The 15,665-nt window shown below is 68.9% G+C and carries 15 protein-coding genes and 1 pseudogene; 11 read left to right on the top strand and 5 right to left on the bottom strand.

Translation table 11 applies throughout. The features are described from left to right. Positions 1-156 precede the first annotated feature (156 nt). The 5 genes from M3B01_RS12925 (at position 157) to M3B01_RS12905 (ending at position 5,536) form a co-directional block, all read left to right on the top strand. Positions 157-762, top strand: coding sequence for a hypothetical protein (locus M3B01_RS12925; RefSeq protein ID WP_259792646.1), 606 nt, complete (start codon positions 157-159; stop codon positions 760-762). 412 nt (positions 763-1,174) lie between these two features. Beyond that, the gene (locus tag M3B01_RS12920; RefSeq protein ID WP_259792649.1) at positions 1,175-2,065 is read left to right on the top strand and encodes an ImmA/IrrE family metallo-endopeptidase; all 891 of its coding nucleotides are present in this window, start codon (positions 1,175-1,177) and stop codon (positions 2,063-2,065) included. Continuing rightward, the gene (locus tag M3B01_RS12915) at positions 2,065-2,496 is read left to right on the top strand and encodes a DUF4411 family protein (protein WP_259792644.1); all 432 of its coding nucleotides are present in this window, start codon (positions 2,065-2,067) and stop codon (positions 2,494-2,496) included. The genes M3B01_RS12920 and M3B01_RS12915 overlap by 1 nt, the downstream gene beginning before the upstream one ends. Positions 2,497-2,831: 335 nt before the next feature. Then, positions 2,832-4,355: a hypothetical protein gene (locus M3B01_RS12910; RefSeq protein ID WP_259792642.1), complete on the top strand. Its 1,524-nt coding sequence runs from the start codon at positions 2,832-2,834 to the stop codon at positions 4,353-4,355. 728 nt (positions 4,356-5,083) lie between these two features. Next, the gene (locus M3B01_RS12905; RefSeq protein WP_259792640.1) at positions 5,084-5,536 is read left to right on the top strand and encodes a hypothetical protein; all 453 of its coding nucleotides are present in this window, start codon (positions 5,084-5,086) and stop codon (positions 5,534-5,536) included. Positions 5,537-5,552: 16 nt separating this feature from the next. Here the strand turns inward: M3B01_RS12905 and M3B01_RS12900 are convergent, their stop codons facing one another. Then, on the bottom strand, positions 5,553-6,971 hold the full coding sequence (locus M3B01_RS12900) for an FAD-binding oxidoreductase (protein ID WP_259792638.1): 1,419 nt from the start codon (positions 6,969-6,971) through the stop codon (positions 5,553-5,555). Positions 6,972-7,134: 163 nt separating this feature from the next. Next, positions 7,135-7,341 carry a zinc-ribbon domain-containing protein gene (locus M3B01_RS12895; RefSeq protein ID WP_017824229.1) on the bottom strand — a complete coding sequence of 69 codons (207 nt, stop codon included), beginning with the start codon at positions 7,339-7,341 and terminating at the stop codon, positions 7,135-7,137. Positions 7,342-7,477: 136 nt separating this feature from the next. Here M3B01_RS12895 and M3B01_RS12890 point away from each other — a divergent pair, with 136 nt between their 5' ends. Both M3B01_RS12890 and M3B01_RS12885 read left to right on the top strand, forming a co-directional pair. Continuing rightward, entirely contained in the window at positions 7,478-8,509 is a 1,032-nt protein-coding gene (locus M3B01_RS12890; RefSeq protein WP_259792647.1) for an aldo/keto reductase, read from the top strand. 2 nt (positions 8,510-8,511) lie between these two features. Further along, the gene (locus tag M3B01_RS12885) at positions 8,512-8,826 is read left to right on the top strand and encodes a hypothetical protein (protein ID WP_259792636.1); all 315 of its coding nucleotides are present in this window, start codon (positions 8,512-8,514) and stop codon (positions 8,824-8,826) included. Positions 8,827-8,957: 131 nt separating this feature from the next. On the opposite strand, the gene M3B01_RS12880 is transcribed toward M3B01_RS12885, so the two are convergent. From M3B01_RS12880 to M3B01_RS12870, 3 genes are all read right to left on the bottom strand, one after another. Next, positions 8,958-9,440: a hypothetical protein gene (locus tag M3B01_RS12880; RefSeq protein ID WP_259792635.1), complete on the bottom strand. Its 483-nt coding sequence runs from the start codon at positions 9,438-9,440 to the stop codon at positions 8,958-8,960. 145 nt (positions 9,441-9,585) lie between these two features. Next, positions 9,586-10,389 (bottom strand): response regulator transcription factor, encoded by an 804-nt coding sequence (locus M3B01_RS12875; protein ID WP_259792632.1) that lies wholly within the window; start codon positions 10,387-10,389, stop codon positions 9,586-9,588. Continuing rightward, positions 10,386-11,813 (bottom strand): sensor histidine kinase, encoded by a 1,428-nt coding sequence (locus tag M3B01_RS12870; protein WP_259792630.1) that lies wholly within the window; start codon positions 11,811-11,813, stop codon positions 10,386-10,388. The genes M3B01_RS12875 and M3B01_RS12870 overlap by 4 nt, the downstream gene beginning before the upstream one ends. A gap of 102 nt (positions 11,814-11,915) precedes the next feature. Here M3B01_RS12870 and M3B01_RS12865 point away from each other — a divergent pair, with 102 nt between their 5' ends. The 4 genes and pseudogenes from M3B01_RS12865 to M3B01_RS12850 all read left to right on the top strand — a co-directional run. Then, complete coding sequence (locus M3B01_RS12865) at positions 11,916-12,656, top strand: GAP family protein (RefSeq protein ID WP_259792627.1); 741 nt, start codon at positions 11,916-11,918, stop codon at positions 12,654-12,656. 310 nt (positions 12,657-12,966) lie between these two features. Further along, entirely contained in the window at positions 12,967-14,253 is a 1,287-nt protein-coding gene (locus M3B01_RS12860; RefSeq protein WP_259792625.1) for a sugar ABC transporter substrate-binding protein, read from the top strand. Continuing rightward, a complete protein-coding gene (locus M3B01_RS12855; protein ID WP_259792622.1) occupies positions 14,246-15,157 on the top strand; it encodes a carbohydrate ABC transporter permease in 912 nt (303 codons plus the stop codon). Before M3B01_RS12860 ends, M3B01_RS12855 begins: the two co-directional genes overlap by 8 nt. Further along, positions 15,150-15,665 (top strand): annotated as a pseudogene (locus M3B01_RS12850) (hypothetical protein); the annotation flags it as partial. The gene M3B01_RS12855 and the pseudogene M3B01_RS12850, both read left to right, overlap by 8 nt.

Raw genomic sequence — 15,665 nt, 5'->3', positions numbered from 1 at the left:
ACTCCCTCCGCCGCCTCGCCGACATGCTCACCACCGACACCCCCGAGACCGCCAGCCGGCTCCTCATGACCGCCTGACCCAAAAGCCACCACTCAAAGGGACTTGACCCGCTTCTCGCTGCACGGCGGCAATGCGGAGCCCTGGTTGCAGATGGGAATGAGCGACACGAAGAGCGACAGCGTGGGGCTCGAGTTCGACCTCGTAGGGAGTGCTGAGCCGCTCCTGGTAGGTGTGAGAGGGCCGAGCGAACCTGAGAGCTACCTGACCTCGGCCAAGATCGGCGTGTTCCGGGAGGGGAGGCTCAGTGCTCCCGCGCAGGAGAGAGCCACAGCTCTGAAGGAACTCGACCGGGGGATCAGGAGCGGGACGATGGAGTTCCCTGATCGCCTGAGCGGGAGACGGGCCGGAGAGCTCCTGAGCCCGGGTGCGCAGGAGGCGCTCTTCCTCCTGGGATCGATCTTCCAGGCGCAGGCACTCAAGAATCCGTACCGCGGTGGAGCTCCGGGCCGAGGCACCACGGGCTTCAACGAGGGCGCCGGCAACGAACGGATCGGAGCCGTACTCGCCGCGGGGAACGAGAAGGATGCACGCTCCATCCATCTGTTCATAGGCCCGCCGGGCGGCACCCCGTGGGAACGGTGCACCGTGTGGATCCGCCAAGACGGCGTCGAACGAGAGATCGAGGTGAAACCGTGCGAGCCGGGCCGCGACTACGTGCTTCGCGTCTGGAGTGCGACACGCGAAGCGCTGCAGGGGCGCTGACTGGGGCCGCGCTCGAGGCAGAAATGCCTGCAACGCTCTGAGCCCCGGACGCGGCCAACGGCGGCTTGACGGACCATTCTGCGGGCGCCGTGGGCTCTGCCTCGGCTCAGGGTCACCTTTCGTGCCCCGCGTCTAGCATGTGGGTCACGACAACTGCGACGGAACCGGATGAGGAGGGCGTGCCGTGAGTGTCCACGTTGATGTCGCTCCCACCTTGCTGGACTGGGCCGTGGGGCGTGCAGGCTGGGACGAGGAGACGGCGGAGCGAAGGTTCCCGCACCTCGCCGAGTGGAGGGCCGGAACCCGCAGGCCCACCGTGAAGCAGCTCGAGAAGTTCGCACAAGCCACACATGCGCCGTTCGGGCAGCTTTTCCTCCCAGCCCCACCGGAGGAACCACTCCCGGTGCCCGACATGCGCACCCTGCACGACGCGGCAATCAGTAAACCATCCGCTGACCTCCTCGACACGATCTACCTGTGCCAGTTGCGTCAGGACTGCTTCCGGGACTACCTACTCGAGAACAGCATGGACCCGGTGCCGTATGTCGGATCCGCGACGACGATGGATGAGCCCGCGATCATCGCGCAGAGGATGCGGGACCTCCTCGGCATCAGTCCTGATGCAGGACCACTCGCTCGGAACTGGGGCAGCGCCTTCAGCCTCCTGTCCGACCGCATCGAGGACAGCGGAACCCTCGTGATGGTGAGCGGCGTGGTCGGATCGAACACCCGCCGCGTGCTGCAGCCTGAAGAGTTCTGCGGCTTCACCTTGGCTGACGACCTGGCCCCCCTGGTCTTCGTCAACGGCGCGGATAGCAAGGCCGCGCAGATCTTCACGCTCCTTCACGAGTTCGCCCATGTGTGGCTAGGAGGAAGCGCACTCTCCGATGCCGTGCCCGGTGCGACGAGTGCGCCTCCGGACGAGCAATGGTGCAACGCCGTCGCCGCAGAGGTGCTGATGCCGCGCGAGACCGTCCGCGCCGAGTACATCGGTGACCAATCCGCAGAAGGACTGGATGCCCTCGCTCAGCGATTCACCGTGAGCACTCTCGTCGTGCTGCGTCGACTCGCCGACCTCAGCCTCATCACGAAGGAGCTGTACTACGAGCGATATGAGGAGGAGAAGGCGGGTGGCGGAAGCTTCTACAACGTCCAGCCGCGACGGCTCAGCAGACAGTTCGCTCGAGCCGTGATCGCCAGCGCACGCGAGGGTGGGACGAGTTACCGGGACGCGTACAAGCTGCTCGGCACGAAGAAGTACAGCACCTTCGAGCAGCTCGCTGAACGGGTCGGGATCAGCTGATGTACCTCGTCGACGCGAACATCCTGATCGAGGCAAAGAACAGGTACTACGCGTTCGACATCGCGCCAGGGTTCTGGACCTGGCTCGAACAGGGCCACCAGGCAGGAGAGCTGATCAGTATTGATGCCGTTCGCGATGAGCTCCTTAGCGGTGATGACGAGCTCGCCGACTGGGCGCGCGATCACCCGGGCTTCTTCCTCCCGGTCGATCAGCGAACTGCCCAGAACTTCGCTCTGCTCAGCACGTGGGCAGCGAGGCAGGACTATCGGCAGGATGCGTTGAACGTGTTCTCGAGTGACCAAGCTGATTTCCTCCTCATCGCCCATGCCGCCGGGCATGGCGACACCGTTGTCACCAACGAACTGCCCAGTCCGAATGCACGCAAGCGGGTGAAGATCCCGGACGCCTGTGCCGCGATGGGAGTCGAGTAGGTCGATATCTTCACGGTGCTGCGGACTACAGGAGCGAAGCTCCACTTGCATGGGGCGGATGGAAGCACGCCCGCGCCTGCGCCCCTGGCACCGACCATTCCAGGGCTCGACTGACATGTGCTCCGGTGGCGAGCAATGAGCCTGCCGCCTCAAGACCGGGTCAGCCCCAAGACGCCGGCGAGACCACGACGCCACCGGCACGGCGAGGGCCACGCGGTGCGCTGAACGCCGGCCAGACCGAACGCGATCACGCCGCAGCCAGCCGGAGCGGTCCCTGACCAGCCCATGGGGCGCACAGCCTTTTCGCTGATGTCCGCATGCGGCACGATGGTCAGATGCCCAAGAAGAAGCACCGCCGCGGCACCCAGCGCTCTCGCCCGCAGCGCGGCCCGTCCCACGCGTTCGAGCGATCCGACAGGCGGATGGAGCGAGATCTGCATGCGCTGCTGGCCCAGTTCGTTCTCTGGCGCCGTGAGGCGGTCTCCACGGATCAGGCCGACGAGGAGGCCGCACATGTGGAGCCGCTGCTGAGGCTGAAGGCCGAGCAGCTCGACAGTGCGGACCCGACCTACTGGACCGAAGAACTGATAGAGATCCTGCTGACCGAGGTGGTTCCACGCAAGGTGATCCAGCCGCGCGAGATGGTCATGGCGCAGGTGCCTGCCCTGGGCCAGTTCTTCGCGTTCCTCGACGAGCACCAGCGCTGGCATCCCGACGGCATCGACGTGGATCGGGCCCGCAGCGTGCTGGAGGGGCTCGAGTTCTCGGCCCTGGAAGCCGCCGATGACCCCACTGCCCGCTCCTTCACCGGCAACATCCTCGTCCACGCGAGCACGCTGGGGGTCGACCTGAGCACGCCCGAGCTGTTCGACGCCTACATGCAGTGGTACAACACCGCGCTGACCAACACCGAGCGCCACGAGATCTCCGACACCGGGCGCCTGGCGAACCCGTCGATGCCCTTCGAGGCTTCGCACTGGACGGGCTCGGGCAGTGATTTCGGCGGCGGCCCCGATCCTGCCGACGTCCCCGACAAGGAGCCCGGGTTGCCCTGGTTCCTGCCCGACAACTCCACTCTGGAGGAGCCCCTGCTCGCGCTGGAGAGGGCCGAGGACGACATGGAGGAGCTCACGGCAGCGCACGGCGACGTGAAGCTGGTGCAGCGGGCGGCGCGCCTGCTGGAGTTCCTGGGCAAGGGGCGTCAGGTGACTTCGACGGGAGCGCTGCGCCTGGCCGACGTACGCACCCTCGTCGAGGAGTGGGAGATCGACACCGGCCCCTTCGCGGTCACCTCCATGTGGCAGGTCGACGAGATCGCAGGCCCGTGGAGCGCCCTGATCGCGGGTGGGTGGGTCACGCTGACCAGCACCCGGGCCTACCCCGAGCAGCACGACCACGCGCCGTACGTCCCGGCGTCGGAGGACCCGGAGGCGTTCACGACCTTCGCGCGCGCGGTGATGCTGATGCTGCTGATCACCCTTGTGCAGAACGATCCGGACGAGGGTGGTTTCCGCGGCGGACCGGACACCTTCGCAGCCCTCCTGTTCGCCGCCAGCCCCGACGGGCTGACCCTCCCCGACGCGAACACCATCTTGGCCGAGATGACCAGCCACGACCATCGAGAGCAGCCCGCACGCACGGCGGCCTTCCCTGCTGGCAGCGATCAGATGTGGCGGTTGTGGAGGGTCCAGGCCGACCTGATGCGCCTGTCGCGATGCGGGCTGCTGCGACAGGACCCGGCGGCGGGTGCTGAGCAGGAGGAGGTCCCGGGCCCGGAGGGGTCGACGTTCCGCAGCAACCTCGCGGTGTTCGCGGTGGTGATTACCGCCGTCGACGCCACGCGTCAGGGCGGGGTCTGACGGGAGATAGCCCGTCGCGTGGCTCCACTGATGGGGGTGCGGTGCGAAGATGTGGACAATCGACATGCTTCCGTTGTCGGCTAGCCACGACCCCCGATGCGAACTCAGGCGACCTGGACTCGGGCGTCCCCGGTCACGTACTCGAGCGAGAGCCAGCCGCCGACGGCTTCGAGATACTTACGGATGATTCCGGTCCTCATCCGTTCGTCCGCTTTCGGTGGCGCGTGATGGAGGGGGCCTGGCAACCTGGGCTGAAGGGTGATCCGCCGCGCTGGCCGCAGGGGCCGTGCCGACGGTGCGTTCTGTCCACATTCCCAGGAACCAGGTGCCGGGTGAGGTCCGGATGTGGTCGGCTGTTGTGGTCACCATTAACCCGCCCAGAAGGCCACCGGTCCCTTATGCGCTCCTCAGTCATCGCCCGCTCGACGATCGCGTCCGCCTTCCTTGTCCTCAGCGCGTGTGGACCCACCAGCCCGCCGGCTGGGGAGGACGACGCAGACTCGCAAGCGCAGGAGCAAGGGGTGTCGGACAACGGCGGTGACGCCAGCGAGAACGGTGAAGCCAGCGAGAGAAGGGAAGCGAGCGAGAACGGTCGATCTGGCGAGGACGATGCTGCGGAAAACTCGTCCGGTGAGCAGCCGCCAGGGAGGACGGCAGACGGAGAATGCATCGTCGGTGAGGGCAGCTCTGAGATCCCGTCAGGCCCGCCCGAGGTCGATGAATAGACCATGGTGGCCGGCACCGCCGCACCCGTCTCCGAGAGGGACGGCCCGTACGCGCAGGACGGGGACCTCTGGACCTGCTACGAGCACTCAGCGAACGGCGCGCTCTTCGCCAGTGCATATTTCCTCAGTGCCTCGGGACGAGTAGAGGGCGTATCCGCCGAGTGGCTTCCGGAGGGTGACTTCCGTGACGAAGCCATCGCGAGTGAGGAGGAAGGCCTCCAGGATTCCGAAGAGCTGACGGTCACCTTGATCGGCTACCGGTTCCAGACCTACACCGAGGAGTCCGCGATCATCGATCTTGTCGGAGAGTTCGTCTCACCGGGAGGAACGGCGAATATCTCGATGCGGGTCGCCTTGAAATGGGATCGTGACCGTTGGGTGGCCGATCCCGAGAACTTCGGCGAACAGGGCCACGCCGTCGAGTCGCTTGACGGTTACTCGCCCTGGCGCGGCTGAAGCCGGTATCGGAGTTCTACACGTCCGGCGACACGTTGTAGTTCCCGCGGAACAGGTTCTCGGGGTCGTAGCGCTGCTTGACGTGCTGCAGCCGGCGGTACTTCTCCTCCCCGTAGATCTGGCGGGTGAAGTCCGTGATGGGGCGGGTGTGCTCCAGGGCCCGGAAGTTCACGTACTCGCCGCGCTCCGCTAGGCGCTCCATCACCGCGTGGGAGTGCCCGGCCAGATCCCAGCCGCGGGGATCCTCCTCGGATTCCTGCCAGGCGCCGTAGATGTTCATCCAGAAGCGGGCGGTGCGGTTGGGGAAGGCGGTGGCGTCCTCCGGCACCCGAGCGAACGCGCCGCCCAGATGATGGATGTCGATCGCGTGCCCGGGGCCGGGGATCCGCTCAGCCACATCCAGCACCGCCCCCAGAGCGTCCTCGTCCATGCGGGTGAACGCAACATTGCGCCAGAACCCGTGCGAGCCGACGGGGAAGTGGGCATCCATCGCGCTCTGCCACTGCAGCCACGAGATCGGCCCGGAGGTCTCATGAACGGGCGGGGCGGCCCGGCGCAGGCGATCCAGCATCGCCGTCCCCCATGCCGGGTCCTCACCCACGTACACGCAGCGGATCATCAAGCACGTCTCCTCCCCCATCCCGGAGATCTCGGGCATCGCCCGGAACGTGAGGATCGAGCTGAGCTCATCGGGCAGCTCCCGCGCCCACCGTTCGAACGCCGCCAGCGCGTGCCACCACTGCGAGGGCGCATACACCAGGGTCCAGCCCAGCACCGTCTGCGGCAGGCGCACGGCCCGGAACGTGAACGAGGTGACCACACCGAAGTTCCCACCACCCCCGCGCAGCCCCCAGAACAGGTCCGGGTGCTCCTCGCGGCTGGCCACCAGGTGCTCGCCCCGGGCGGTGACCACCTCGGCCCGCTCCAGGCAGTCCAGCGCCAGACCCGCCCTGCGCGTCAGCCAGCCCACGCCTCCACCGAGCGTCAGGCCCGCGACGCCGGGCAGGGACGAGGCGCCCAGGGGGATCGCAAGCCGGTGCGGGGCGGTGGCGGCGTCGACGTCGGCCGCGCGGGCCCCGGGCGCGACCGTGACCAGCTGAGTCGCGGGATCGACCACCACCTCCCGCAGATCCCCCAGGTCCAGCACGATCCCGTCGTCCACGGTGCTCAGCCCCGTGATGCTGTGCCCGCCGCCGCGCACCGCCAGCGGCAGGCCCGTCTCCCGGGCGGCCTCCAGCACGATGGGCACATCATCGACCGTGGCGGCGCGGGCGATCGCCAGCGGGTACCGGTCCACCATGCCGTTCCACACCGCGCGCGCCTGGTCGTAGCCAGCATCGGGTGGTTCGATCAGCGGGCCGGCCAGGTGCTTGCGCATCCTGGCGAGGGCGGGCTGCGCCTCGGGGACCGGGTGATGGTTCGTCGTCGTTGTCATGGCCATCGCACCTCCCGCACCCTTCATCGGGTGCACGAATGGTGCCTTCGACGGTACTCCTGCCCGTGACCTGCCGCAACGGACCAGCGGCCCGCGGCCCGCCTCCGCAGCGGCAGACCGTGAGCGCACTCAGGCCGTGGACGTGCTCAGGCCGTGAACGCTTTCAGGCCGCGGCCGTCTGCCCGCACACCCCGCACTGCTCGTACTCCTGGCGGCCCCATCGCCACAGGGGGAGCACGAAGAACAGCGTGAACTGCCGGTAGCTCTTCAGACGCTGCCACTGGGTGGTGTTGCCGCAGCGCGGGCAGGTGCGGGTGGCGCCCGGCCCCTGGTTGTCGGTCTTTCCGGTGACGCCAGCGATGAGCAGCATGCGAGGCTCCGATCAGGAAGGTCGAGTGCGTAGGCCCGGTGGGATGTGGACGGTATCAGCTTGGCAGGCCCCTTACCGGCCGTGGGCCCTGGCACCTCGGCGCGCACCTTGGAACACTGGGGTGATGAGCGCAGACATGCAGTACCGCACCCTGGGCCGCAGCGGCACCGTCGTCTCCGTGCAGACGCTGGGCACCATGACCTTCGGTGCCGAGGCCGACGAGGCCACCTCGCACGAGATCATCACCGCCTACGTCGAGGCCGGCGGCAACCTCCTGGACACGGCCGACGTGTACAGCGCCGGGGTCAGCGAGGAGATCATCGGCCGCTGGATGTTCGACCACCCTGACCTGGCCAAGGACGTGGTGCTGGCCACCAAGGCCCGCTTCCCGATGGGCAAGGCGCCCAACGACATGGGCACCTCACGCCGCCATCTGCGGCGCGCACTGGAGGACTCCCTGCGCCGACTGCAGGTGGACCACATCGATCTGTACCAGATGCATGCCTGGGACGCCCACACCCCGCTCGAGGAGACCCTGGACTTCCTGGACGACGCGATCCACGCGGGCCTGATCAGCTACTACGGCTTCTCCAACTACCTGGGCTGGCAGCTCACCAAGGCCGTGCACGTGGCGAAGGCCCACAACTGGGCGCTGCCGGTCACCCTGCAGCCGCAGTACAACCTGCTGGTGCGGGACATCGAGCATGAGATAGTGCCCGCCTGCCAGGACGCCGGCCTGGGCCTGCTGCCCTGGTCGCCGCTGGCCGGCGGGTGGCTGAGCGGCAAGTACGAGCGCGATGTGCCGCCGACGGGCGCCACGAGGCTGGGGGAGAACCCCGAGCGCGGCATGGAGGCCTGGCAGGCGCGCAACGACGACGAGCGCACCTGGAACACCCTTGAGGTGGTGCGCGAGATCGCCGAGGCCCACGGAGCAACCGCCTCCCAGGTGGCACTGGCCTGGCTCACCGCCCAGCCGGCCGTCACCTCCGTGATCATCGGCGCCCGCAATCTCGACCAGCTGCACGACAACATGGCCGCCGCCGGCCTCGAGCTGAGCGACCAGGAGCTGCAGCGCCTCACCGAGGTCAGCCCCCCGCGCGTGGACGACTACCCCTACGGCACGGCCGGGGTGCAGCAGCGCCACCGCCCGCTGGTGCAGGATCAGTGACCATGGAACAGATCACCGTCGCCGGGCACCCTGACCCCATCCCCGTCTCGCCCGTGGCAGCGAAGCTGCTGCGCGAGCGCCTCGAGGAGACCCGCCAGAAGCGCGGCGCGGAGGTCGCCGAGCAGTTCGAGAAGCTCGTCGGCGAGCGTCTGGGCCAGCTGCTGGAGAGCGGAAAGCCCAGCATCGACCTGGGCAACATGCGCGCCGTGGTCACCTACGCCGAGGTCCCGCCCGAGGAGGAGGACAGCTCGGCCCTGGGCCGCACCCTGCGCGGCATCAAGGACAAGCTCGCCCAGCGCGGCGGGCTGCAGGGGTAGCTCTGCGGCACTGAGAGCGGGGCGCGCCTCAGAACCATTCGTGGTTCTCAGGTGGGCGCCGCTCTCAGTCTCCGGAGTGGCGCTTCCGCTGCGCGGTGCTTCTGCTGCCGATCGATCCCTCCCGCCGCCATTCAGCCCAGCCCCAGCTCCGCCGGGTCGCAGGGGTCGGCGTCCACCTCGGCGCCCCAGATGCGCACCTGGCCCTGTTCGGTGATCTGCAGGGTGGCGCCGTGCTTGTCGCGGGTCTCCAGCACTTCGCGGGAGCCGTCCTGTGTGGTTCCCGAGGCCTCCTCGAAGCCGTGCTCGGCCAGCACGGGGTTCAACGCATCCAGGCGCTCCTGCCAACCGCTGCTGTCCACCGACGGCAACGACGCCTCGGGAGTCCAGGTGCCGGCGGTGTACTCGCAGGTCCCGCCGCTGCCGGTGACCTTCCGCGTCTCCTCGGCGAGGCTCCACTGGTCGTCGCCGTCGGACAGGACGTCGAAGACTGCCTCTGCTGCACCGTCGTAGTGCGCGACGGCCCCGTCCGCGGCCAGTGGAGCGGAGCTGCCGCACGCAGCCAGCGGGAGCACCGCACAGGCGGCGAGCAGGCCGGTGCGTCGGCTCGTCTGCATCCTCACGGGACCTCCGGGGACGATGGGTACCTCTCCCCATGGTCAGATGCGGCGGGGAGATCTAGGGTCGACGCTACACCGCACGACTTCGCGGCGATCCACCCCTACAACGGCCGTGACCCCGCGGGTGTCGAACTGGTCGACGTCACCGGCGCCGGCCCGACGGGCGCGGGCCTGGGCTGGGCTGCTGGCCCTGAGTGAGGGGCTGGCCAGGGTTGAGGGGCTGAGGGCTCGCTCCGTTCTGCTGCCACCACAGGGCGGCCTGCACCCGTGAGTCCAGCTGCAGCTTCGCCAGCGCGTGGGACAGGTGGGTCTTCACGGTGGTGATCTCCACGAACAGTTCCGAGGCGATCTGCTGATTGGACAGCCCCTGTGCCACGAGCGCCAGTACGTCCTCCTCCCGGCGGGTGAGCGAGGGGACGTGGGCCGACGAGCCCGCGGAAGCCACGGGGACAGCACCTCCAGCGCGGGCGCCCGCTGCCTCCGGCTCCTCGGCCTGCGCAATCCCTGCCGTGTGACCACCGCCGCGCAGCGCCGCCACCACGGCCTTCGTCGCAGCCACCGACAGCACCGAATCGCCGCGGTGCACATCCCGCACCGCCTGCAGGATCCGGTCCGGGTCCTCGGTCTTGACCAGGTAGCCGTCGGCGCCCGCCGCGAGGGCCCCCAGCACGAACTCGTCCAGGTCGAAACCGGAGATCACCAGCACGTTCGCGCCTGTCTCGCGCAGGCGCGGTGTGATCTCGATGCCCGTGGCACCGGGCATACGCACATCGGTGAGCACGACGTCAGGGCGCTGCACCTGGGCGGTGCGCACCGCACTCTCGCCGTCGCTGGCCTGGCCCACCACCTCGATGTCGGGGGCAGAGCTCAGCAGGGCCACCAGGCCGGAGAGCACAGCGGGATGGTCATCGGCCACCACCACGCGGATCGGGGCGGGGGCGGTCATGCGGGAACCTCCTGGTCAGGATGGGCAGCGAGCGCGCCGACGGGACGGGCAGGAAGCCGGGCCTCGACCCGCCAGGTGCCGGGCGAGGCGGGAGGCACCTCACGGATGACCCCGGCATGGGCGGGTGCGGAGCGACCTGGCCCGGGGTGAACGGGCCCGGCATGGGCGGTGCCGCCGACTGCCGCGGCCCGGTGGCCGATCGCGCCGATGCCCAGCCCGGTGCCGACGCCCAGTCCGGCGTCGGTCCCGGTGTCCGTCTCGGCCTGGTCGCCGATCCGGTTCTCCAGCACCAGGTGCACCACGGGCGTGGCACCGTCGACGCCTGCCGGCGCGCCCACCTCGGCCGGGACGTGTGCCTCCAGTCCTGCCGGTTCGAACGCCACCCGCAGCGAGATCGGGGCCTGCCCGTGCCGCACCGCGTTGGTGGCCGCCTCCGAGGCGATCCGCAGCAGCGCAGCCTGCACCGACGGGTCCACCTGCTCCGGATCCGACACCGCCGGGTCGATCCGCGCCGTCAGGTGGGGGTCCCGCCCGCGCAGGCGCGCGGTGAGCGAGTCCCAGTCCAGCGTGGCCTGCGGGAGGGCGCCGGGCTCCTCGGTGTACAGCACCGTGATCATCGACTGCAGGTCCCGCAGGGCCGCCTTCGCCGAATCGCGAGCGGTCAGCAGTGAGTTGTCGCGCGCACCGGCATCCTCCAGCGATGAGGCCAGAGAGGTGTGCAGGGTGACAGCGCTGAGGTGGCCGGCGATCACGTCGTGCAGGTCGTGGGCGATGCGGCGCCTCTCGCCCTCCACTGCGCGGGCTTGACGGGTCTGCGCCAGGTCCTGCTGGGAGCGTGCCAGGGCCGTTGCGGACCGGGCCAGCGCTTCCGCGGTGCGGCGCGCCTCCCGGTGATGGCGCACCTCCCAGCCCCACAGCAGCGGAGTGAGCGTCACCAGCGCGACCACGATCATCACCACGAACACCAGCTCCACCGAGCCGGTAGCCACGGCCGCGACCAGCATCGCCGCCACCGAGGCAGCGATCGCTACACCGGTGGTGGCCCTTGCCAGTTGCCGTGAACCGTGGATCACCGGCGTGAACAGCGCCTCGAACAGCAGCACGTACGCGGTGATCTGCCCGCCGGCGATTGCTTCGGCCAGGCTCGCCAGCCCCGTGACCACCAGCGCCACCACCGGGGCCCGACGACGCCACAGCGTGGCCGCCGCTGCCACCAGCATCAGCGGCAGCGACACCTCCAGTCCCCACGACTGGGTGAGGAACCCACTGTTGCTGATGCCCGAGAACGCCAGCACCACAGCGAGCAACGCGTATCCGACCGCCACCAGCACATCGCGCACCTCGATGCGGGGGCGGGGCGGCCTGTCGGTCGCGGCGTGGGCGTCGCGCGGTCCGGCCGTCTCGGGCGCTGCGGGGGAGGGCATGCCCAGAGACTACGGCGCGACCAGGGGTGCCGCCGGGGCCGAGACGCTTTCCAGCACCTTCGGATGACGCCCCGGCGCGGCGCCGGCGGAAGCATGGACGGCATGGAATCGACGCTCGACGCAGCAGGTCCCGTGGGCCTGGCCGTGCTGGCCCTGGTGGACGCCACCTCCATGGGCACCCTGGTGATCCCACTGATCCTGCTGGTTGCCGGCGACGGCGGTGCTCGCCGCGTGGCCGGCCGCACCCTGTTGTACCTGGCCGTGATCGGTGCGTTCTACCTGCTGCTGGGGATCGCGCTGCTGGCCGGTCTGCTGCCGCTGATGGAGCACCTGGGGCACCTGCTGCGCACGCCCGCGGTGATGCTGGTGCTGGCGGTGATCGGGGTGCTGCTGGTGGTCTGGTCCTTCCACATCGACCCCGCCGCCATCCGCAAGCGGGGCGGGGACCCGGAGGCATCGGCCCGGCGCTGGACCCATCGAGCCCGTCAAGCCGCGGGCCGTCCACTGCTGCTGATCGGCCTGGCGCTGCTGGCCGGAGTGATCGAAGCGGCCTCGATGATCCCGTACCTGGCCGCGATGGGGATCATCGCCGACATGGGCGTGGGTCTGGGAGGTGGCGCGCTGATCCTGGTGGGCTACTGCGCGCTGATGATCGCCCCGGCCGCAGTACTGGCCGGGGTGCGGGCCGCACTGGGCGCGAGGGCGGACCGGTTCATCGACCGCCTGCACACCTGGGCGGTGAAGAACGCCTCCAGTGCCTTCTCCTGGGCGATCGGCATCATCGGCGTGATCATCGTGATCAACACTGCCGCGCCCGCGCTGGACGCGCTCGGGGTGGGGTGAGACGCGCGTGGGTGGCTGATCTCCGGGAATCTGCAGCGGGTCTGCGGTGCGAGTGGACGCCAACTGTCACATCGGCTGCTTGAAGCAGCAGATGCGCGCCACTCGCCCGGCTCAGTGATCGACTCGCGCAGCTCAGTGCTCCACTTGTGTCCCCCTTCCCCCGGCCCACTGCCCCTGCCAACGGCCCCGGCGCGCGGCTCACCTGACCAGGACTCTCGGGCGGCTCCGACCGGCTGCTCGGTCCCGGTGCGCGACAGGTGGGCACCTGTCCATTACCGTGGGCACACTCCCTGCCCCCGACGAAGGAGTCATGGTGCCCACACGACGATCCCTGCTGGGCCTAGCCGGGCTGACCGGCGTCGCGGGCCTCGGGGCGCTGGCCGGCTGCGGGTCCTCGGCCTCCGAAGTGGATCCTGCGCTGGGGCCCATGGCCGGCCCCGACGACTCCGGGGCGATCACCTTCCAGATCTGGGATAAGGCGCAGGAACCGGCGATGCTGGAGATCGTCGCCGCGTTCAACCAGCACTACCCGAACATCTCCGTAGCGGTGAACACCACCGCCAACGCCAACTTCTTCGAGATGCTGCGCATCCAGGCCATCGGCGACGAACTGCCGGACCTGTTCTGGATCAACGGCCCCAACTTCGAGCTGTACGCCTCCGAGGGGATGCTGCAGGACCTCACCGGCCTGGAGGGCTTCGACCCGGCCAACTACCCGCCGAACCTCAACGAGCTGTACTCCTACCAGGGTGTGCCGTACGCGGTCCCCAAGGACTTCGACACCATCGGCCTGTGGTACAACCGGGAGCTGCTGCACCGCGCAGGGGTGGACGAGCCCACCGAGTCGTGGTCCTGGCAGGAGTACCGCGATGCCTCCGAGATCGTCACCCGGGCGCTGGGGTCCGAGCAGATCTGGGGGAACTCCGGCGGCATCTGGCCCCAGGCCTACATCTACCCCCTGGTGATGCAGGCAGGCGGTGAGATCCTGCTGGACGACAAGACGAAGTCCGGCTATGACTCCCCGGCCGCGATCGAGGCGTTCCACTTCTTGGAGGGCATGGTGGCCGACAAGATCGCGCCCGATGTCCGCTACACCACCGAGAACCCCCCGGCGGACCTGTTCAACAGCGGCCGAGCGGCCCTGCACCAGTCCGGCAACTGGGAGGCCGCCGTGTTCAAGGACTCCCCGGTATTCGATCAGCTGGGCGTGGCCCCACTGATGCACGGCAAGCGCGAGGCCAACGTGATCCACGGGATCGGGCAGGCGATGAACGCCCGCAGCCGCAACAAGCCGGCCGCCTCCGCGTTCCTGGCGTTCCTGGGCTCGGAGGAGGCGAACCTGATCCAGGCCGCGGCCGGTGCCGCAAACCCGGCCTTCATCGGCACCAACGACGCGTACGTGGAGTCGATCCCCGAGTTCACGCTGGACGTGTTCATCGACGCCGCCGACACGGCGATGGCCTACCCGGCCTCGAAGAACACCGAGGCCTGGCTGCGACTGGAGGAGCTGTTCTTCCCCAAGATCGTGATGGGCGAGGTGGAGAGCGGCGCGAAGGAGCTGGCGACGAGGATGAACGAGGTGCTGGCCGATGAGTGACAGAGCAGTCGAAGCTCCACGACGCAGACCCCGCAACAAGGACGGGCTGTGGGCCATCGTCTTCCTGGCGCCGCTGCTGATCGGCATCGCCGTGTTCTACTTCTGGCCGATCCTGGCCACGGTGCTGAACTCCTTCTCCACCTTCGGGCCGTTCGGCGGCCGCACCTTCGCGGGCCTGGAGAACTACGCGAAGCTGTTCCAGGACTCCTTCATCCCACGCGCCATGCTGAACACCGCGGTGTACACCGGCATCGTGCTGCTGGGCATCCCGATCGCGGTGGGCATCGCCTCCCTTCTCACGCAGAAGGGGCTGCGGTTCTCCCGCTTCTACCAGATCCTGTTCTTCCTGCCAGCGGTGTCGATGCCGGTGGCGGTGGCACTGGTGTGGCGGATGATCTTCAACAAGGAGTTCGGGATCATCAACTACGCCCTGTCCCTGGTGGGGATCGAGGGGCCGTACTGGGTGACCGCCCCGGGGTGGTCGCTGCTGGCGGTGTCGATCGTCGGGCTGTGGTCCAGCCTGCCGCTGGCGGTGATCATCCTGTCGGCCGGCCTGCAGGGCATCCCGCCGGAGCTGTACGAGGCCGCGCAGCTCGACGGCGCCGGCCCCGCCCGCCAGTTCCGCTCGGTGACAGTCCCGCTGCTCACCCCGAGCATCTTCTTCCTGACCATCATCACCGCGATCAACGGCTTCCAGCTGTTCGACCTGCTGTTCGCGATGATGGGGCAGGCCAACCCCGCCATGGCGGACACGCAGTCGTTGGTGTACCTGTTCTATGCCGAAGCGTTCCGCCAGAACGACCAGGGCTACGCCTCGGTGATCGCCCTGCTGATCCTGCTGATCATCGGCCTGATCACCCTGCTGCAGTTCCGGATGCAGAGGAGGTGGGTCCACTATGAGTGAGACGAACGCGAGCAAGCGGGCGACGACCGCCCCCGTCGCGACTGAGCAGGCGGCCGGCGGGCCGACGGCGGGTGGGCCGATGGCCGGCGGGCCGGCGGCAGGTGAGCCGGGCAGTGCGCACCGTCGTCGTGACGGCGGTGCCCGGGACAGCCGCGCCGGTGATGGCCGCACCCGCGCCGGTGATGGCCGCACTCGCACCGGCGGTGGTCGCACCCGCCCCCGCTACGGCACCCACGTGGTGCTGCTGATCGGCGGCCTGCTGATGGTGTTCCCGTTCCTGTGGCAGATCAACATGTCGCTGTCCACGCATGCCGAGGTCACCTCGGTGCCGCCCACCTGGCTGCCGGCCGAGCCGCAGTGGGGGAACTACCCGGCCGTGTTCGAGCAGATCCCGTTCCTGAACCAGTTCCTCAACACTGCCGCCGTGACCGTGCTGCGCGTGGTGGGGCAGCTGATCCTGTGGGGTGTGTCCCCTAGCGTGGTGGCAATCCCGGGGTGGCGTGGAGCT

This window comes from Brachybacterium sp. p3-SID957 (assembly GCF_025144775.1).
Lineage (GTDB): Bacteria > Actinomycetota > Actinomycetes > Actinomycetales > Dermabacteraceae > Brachybacterium > Brachybacterium epidermidis.
This window is presented reverse-complemented; position numbering and strand designations above follow the sequence as displayed.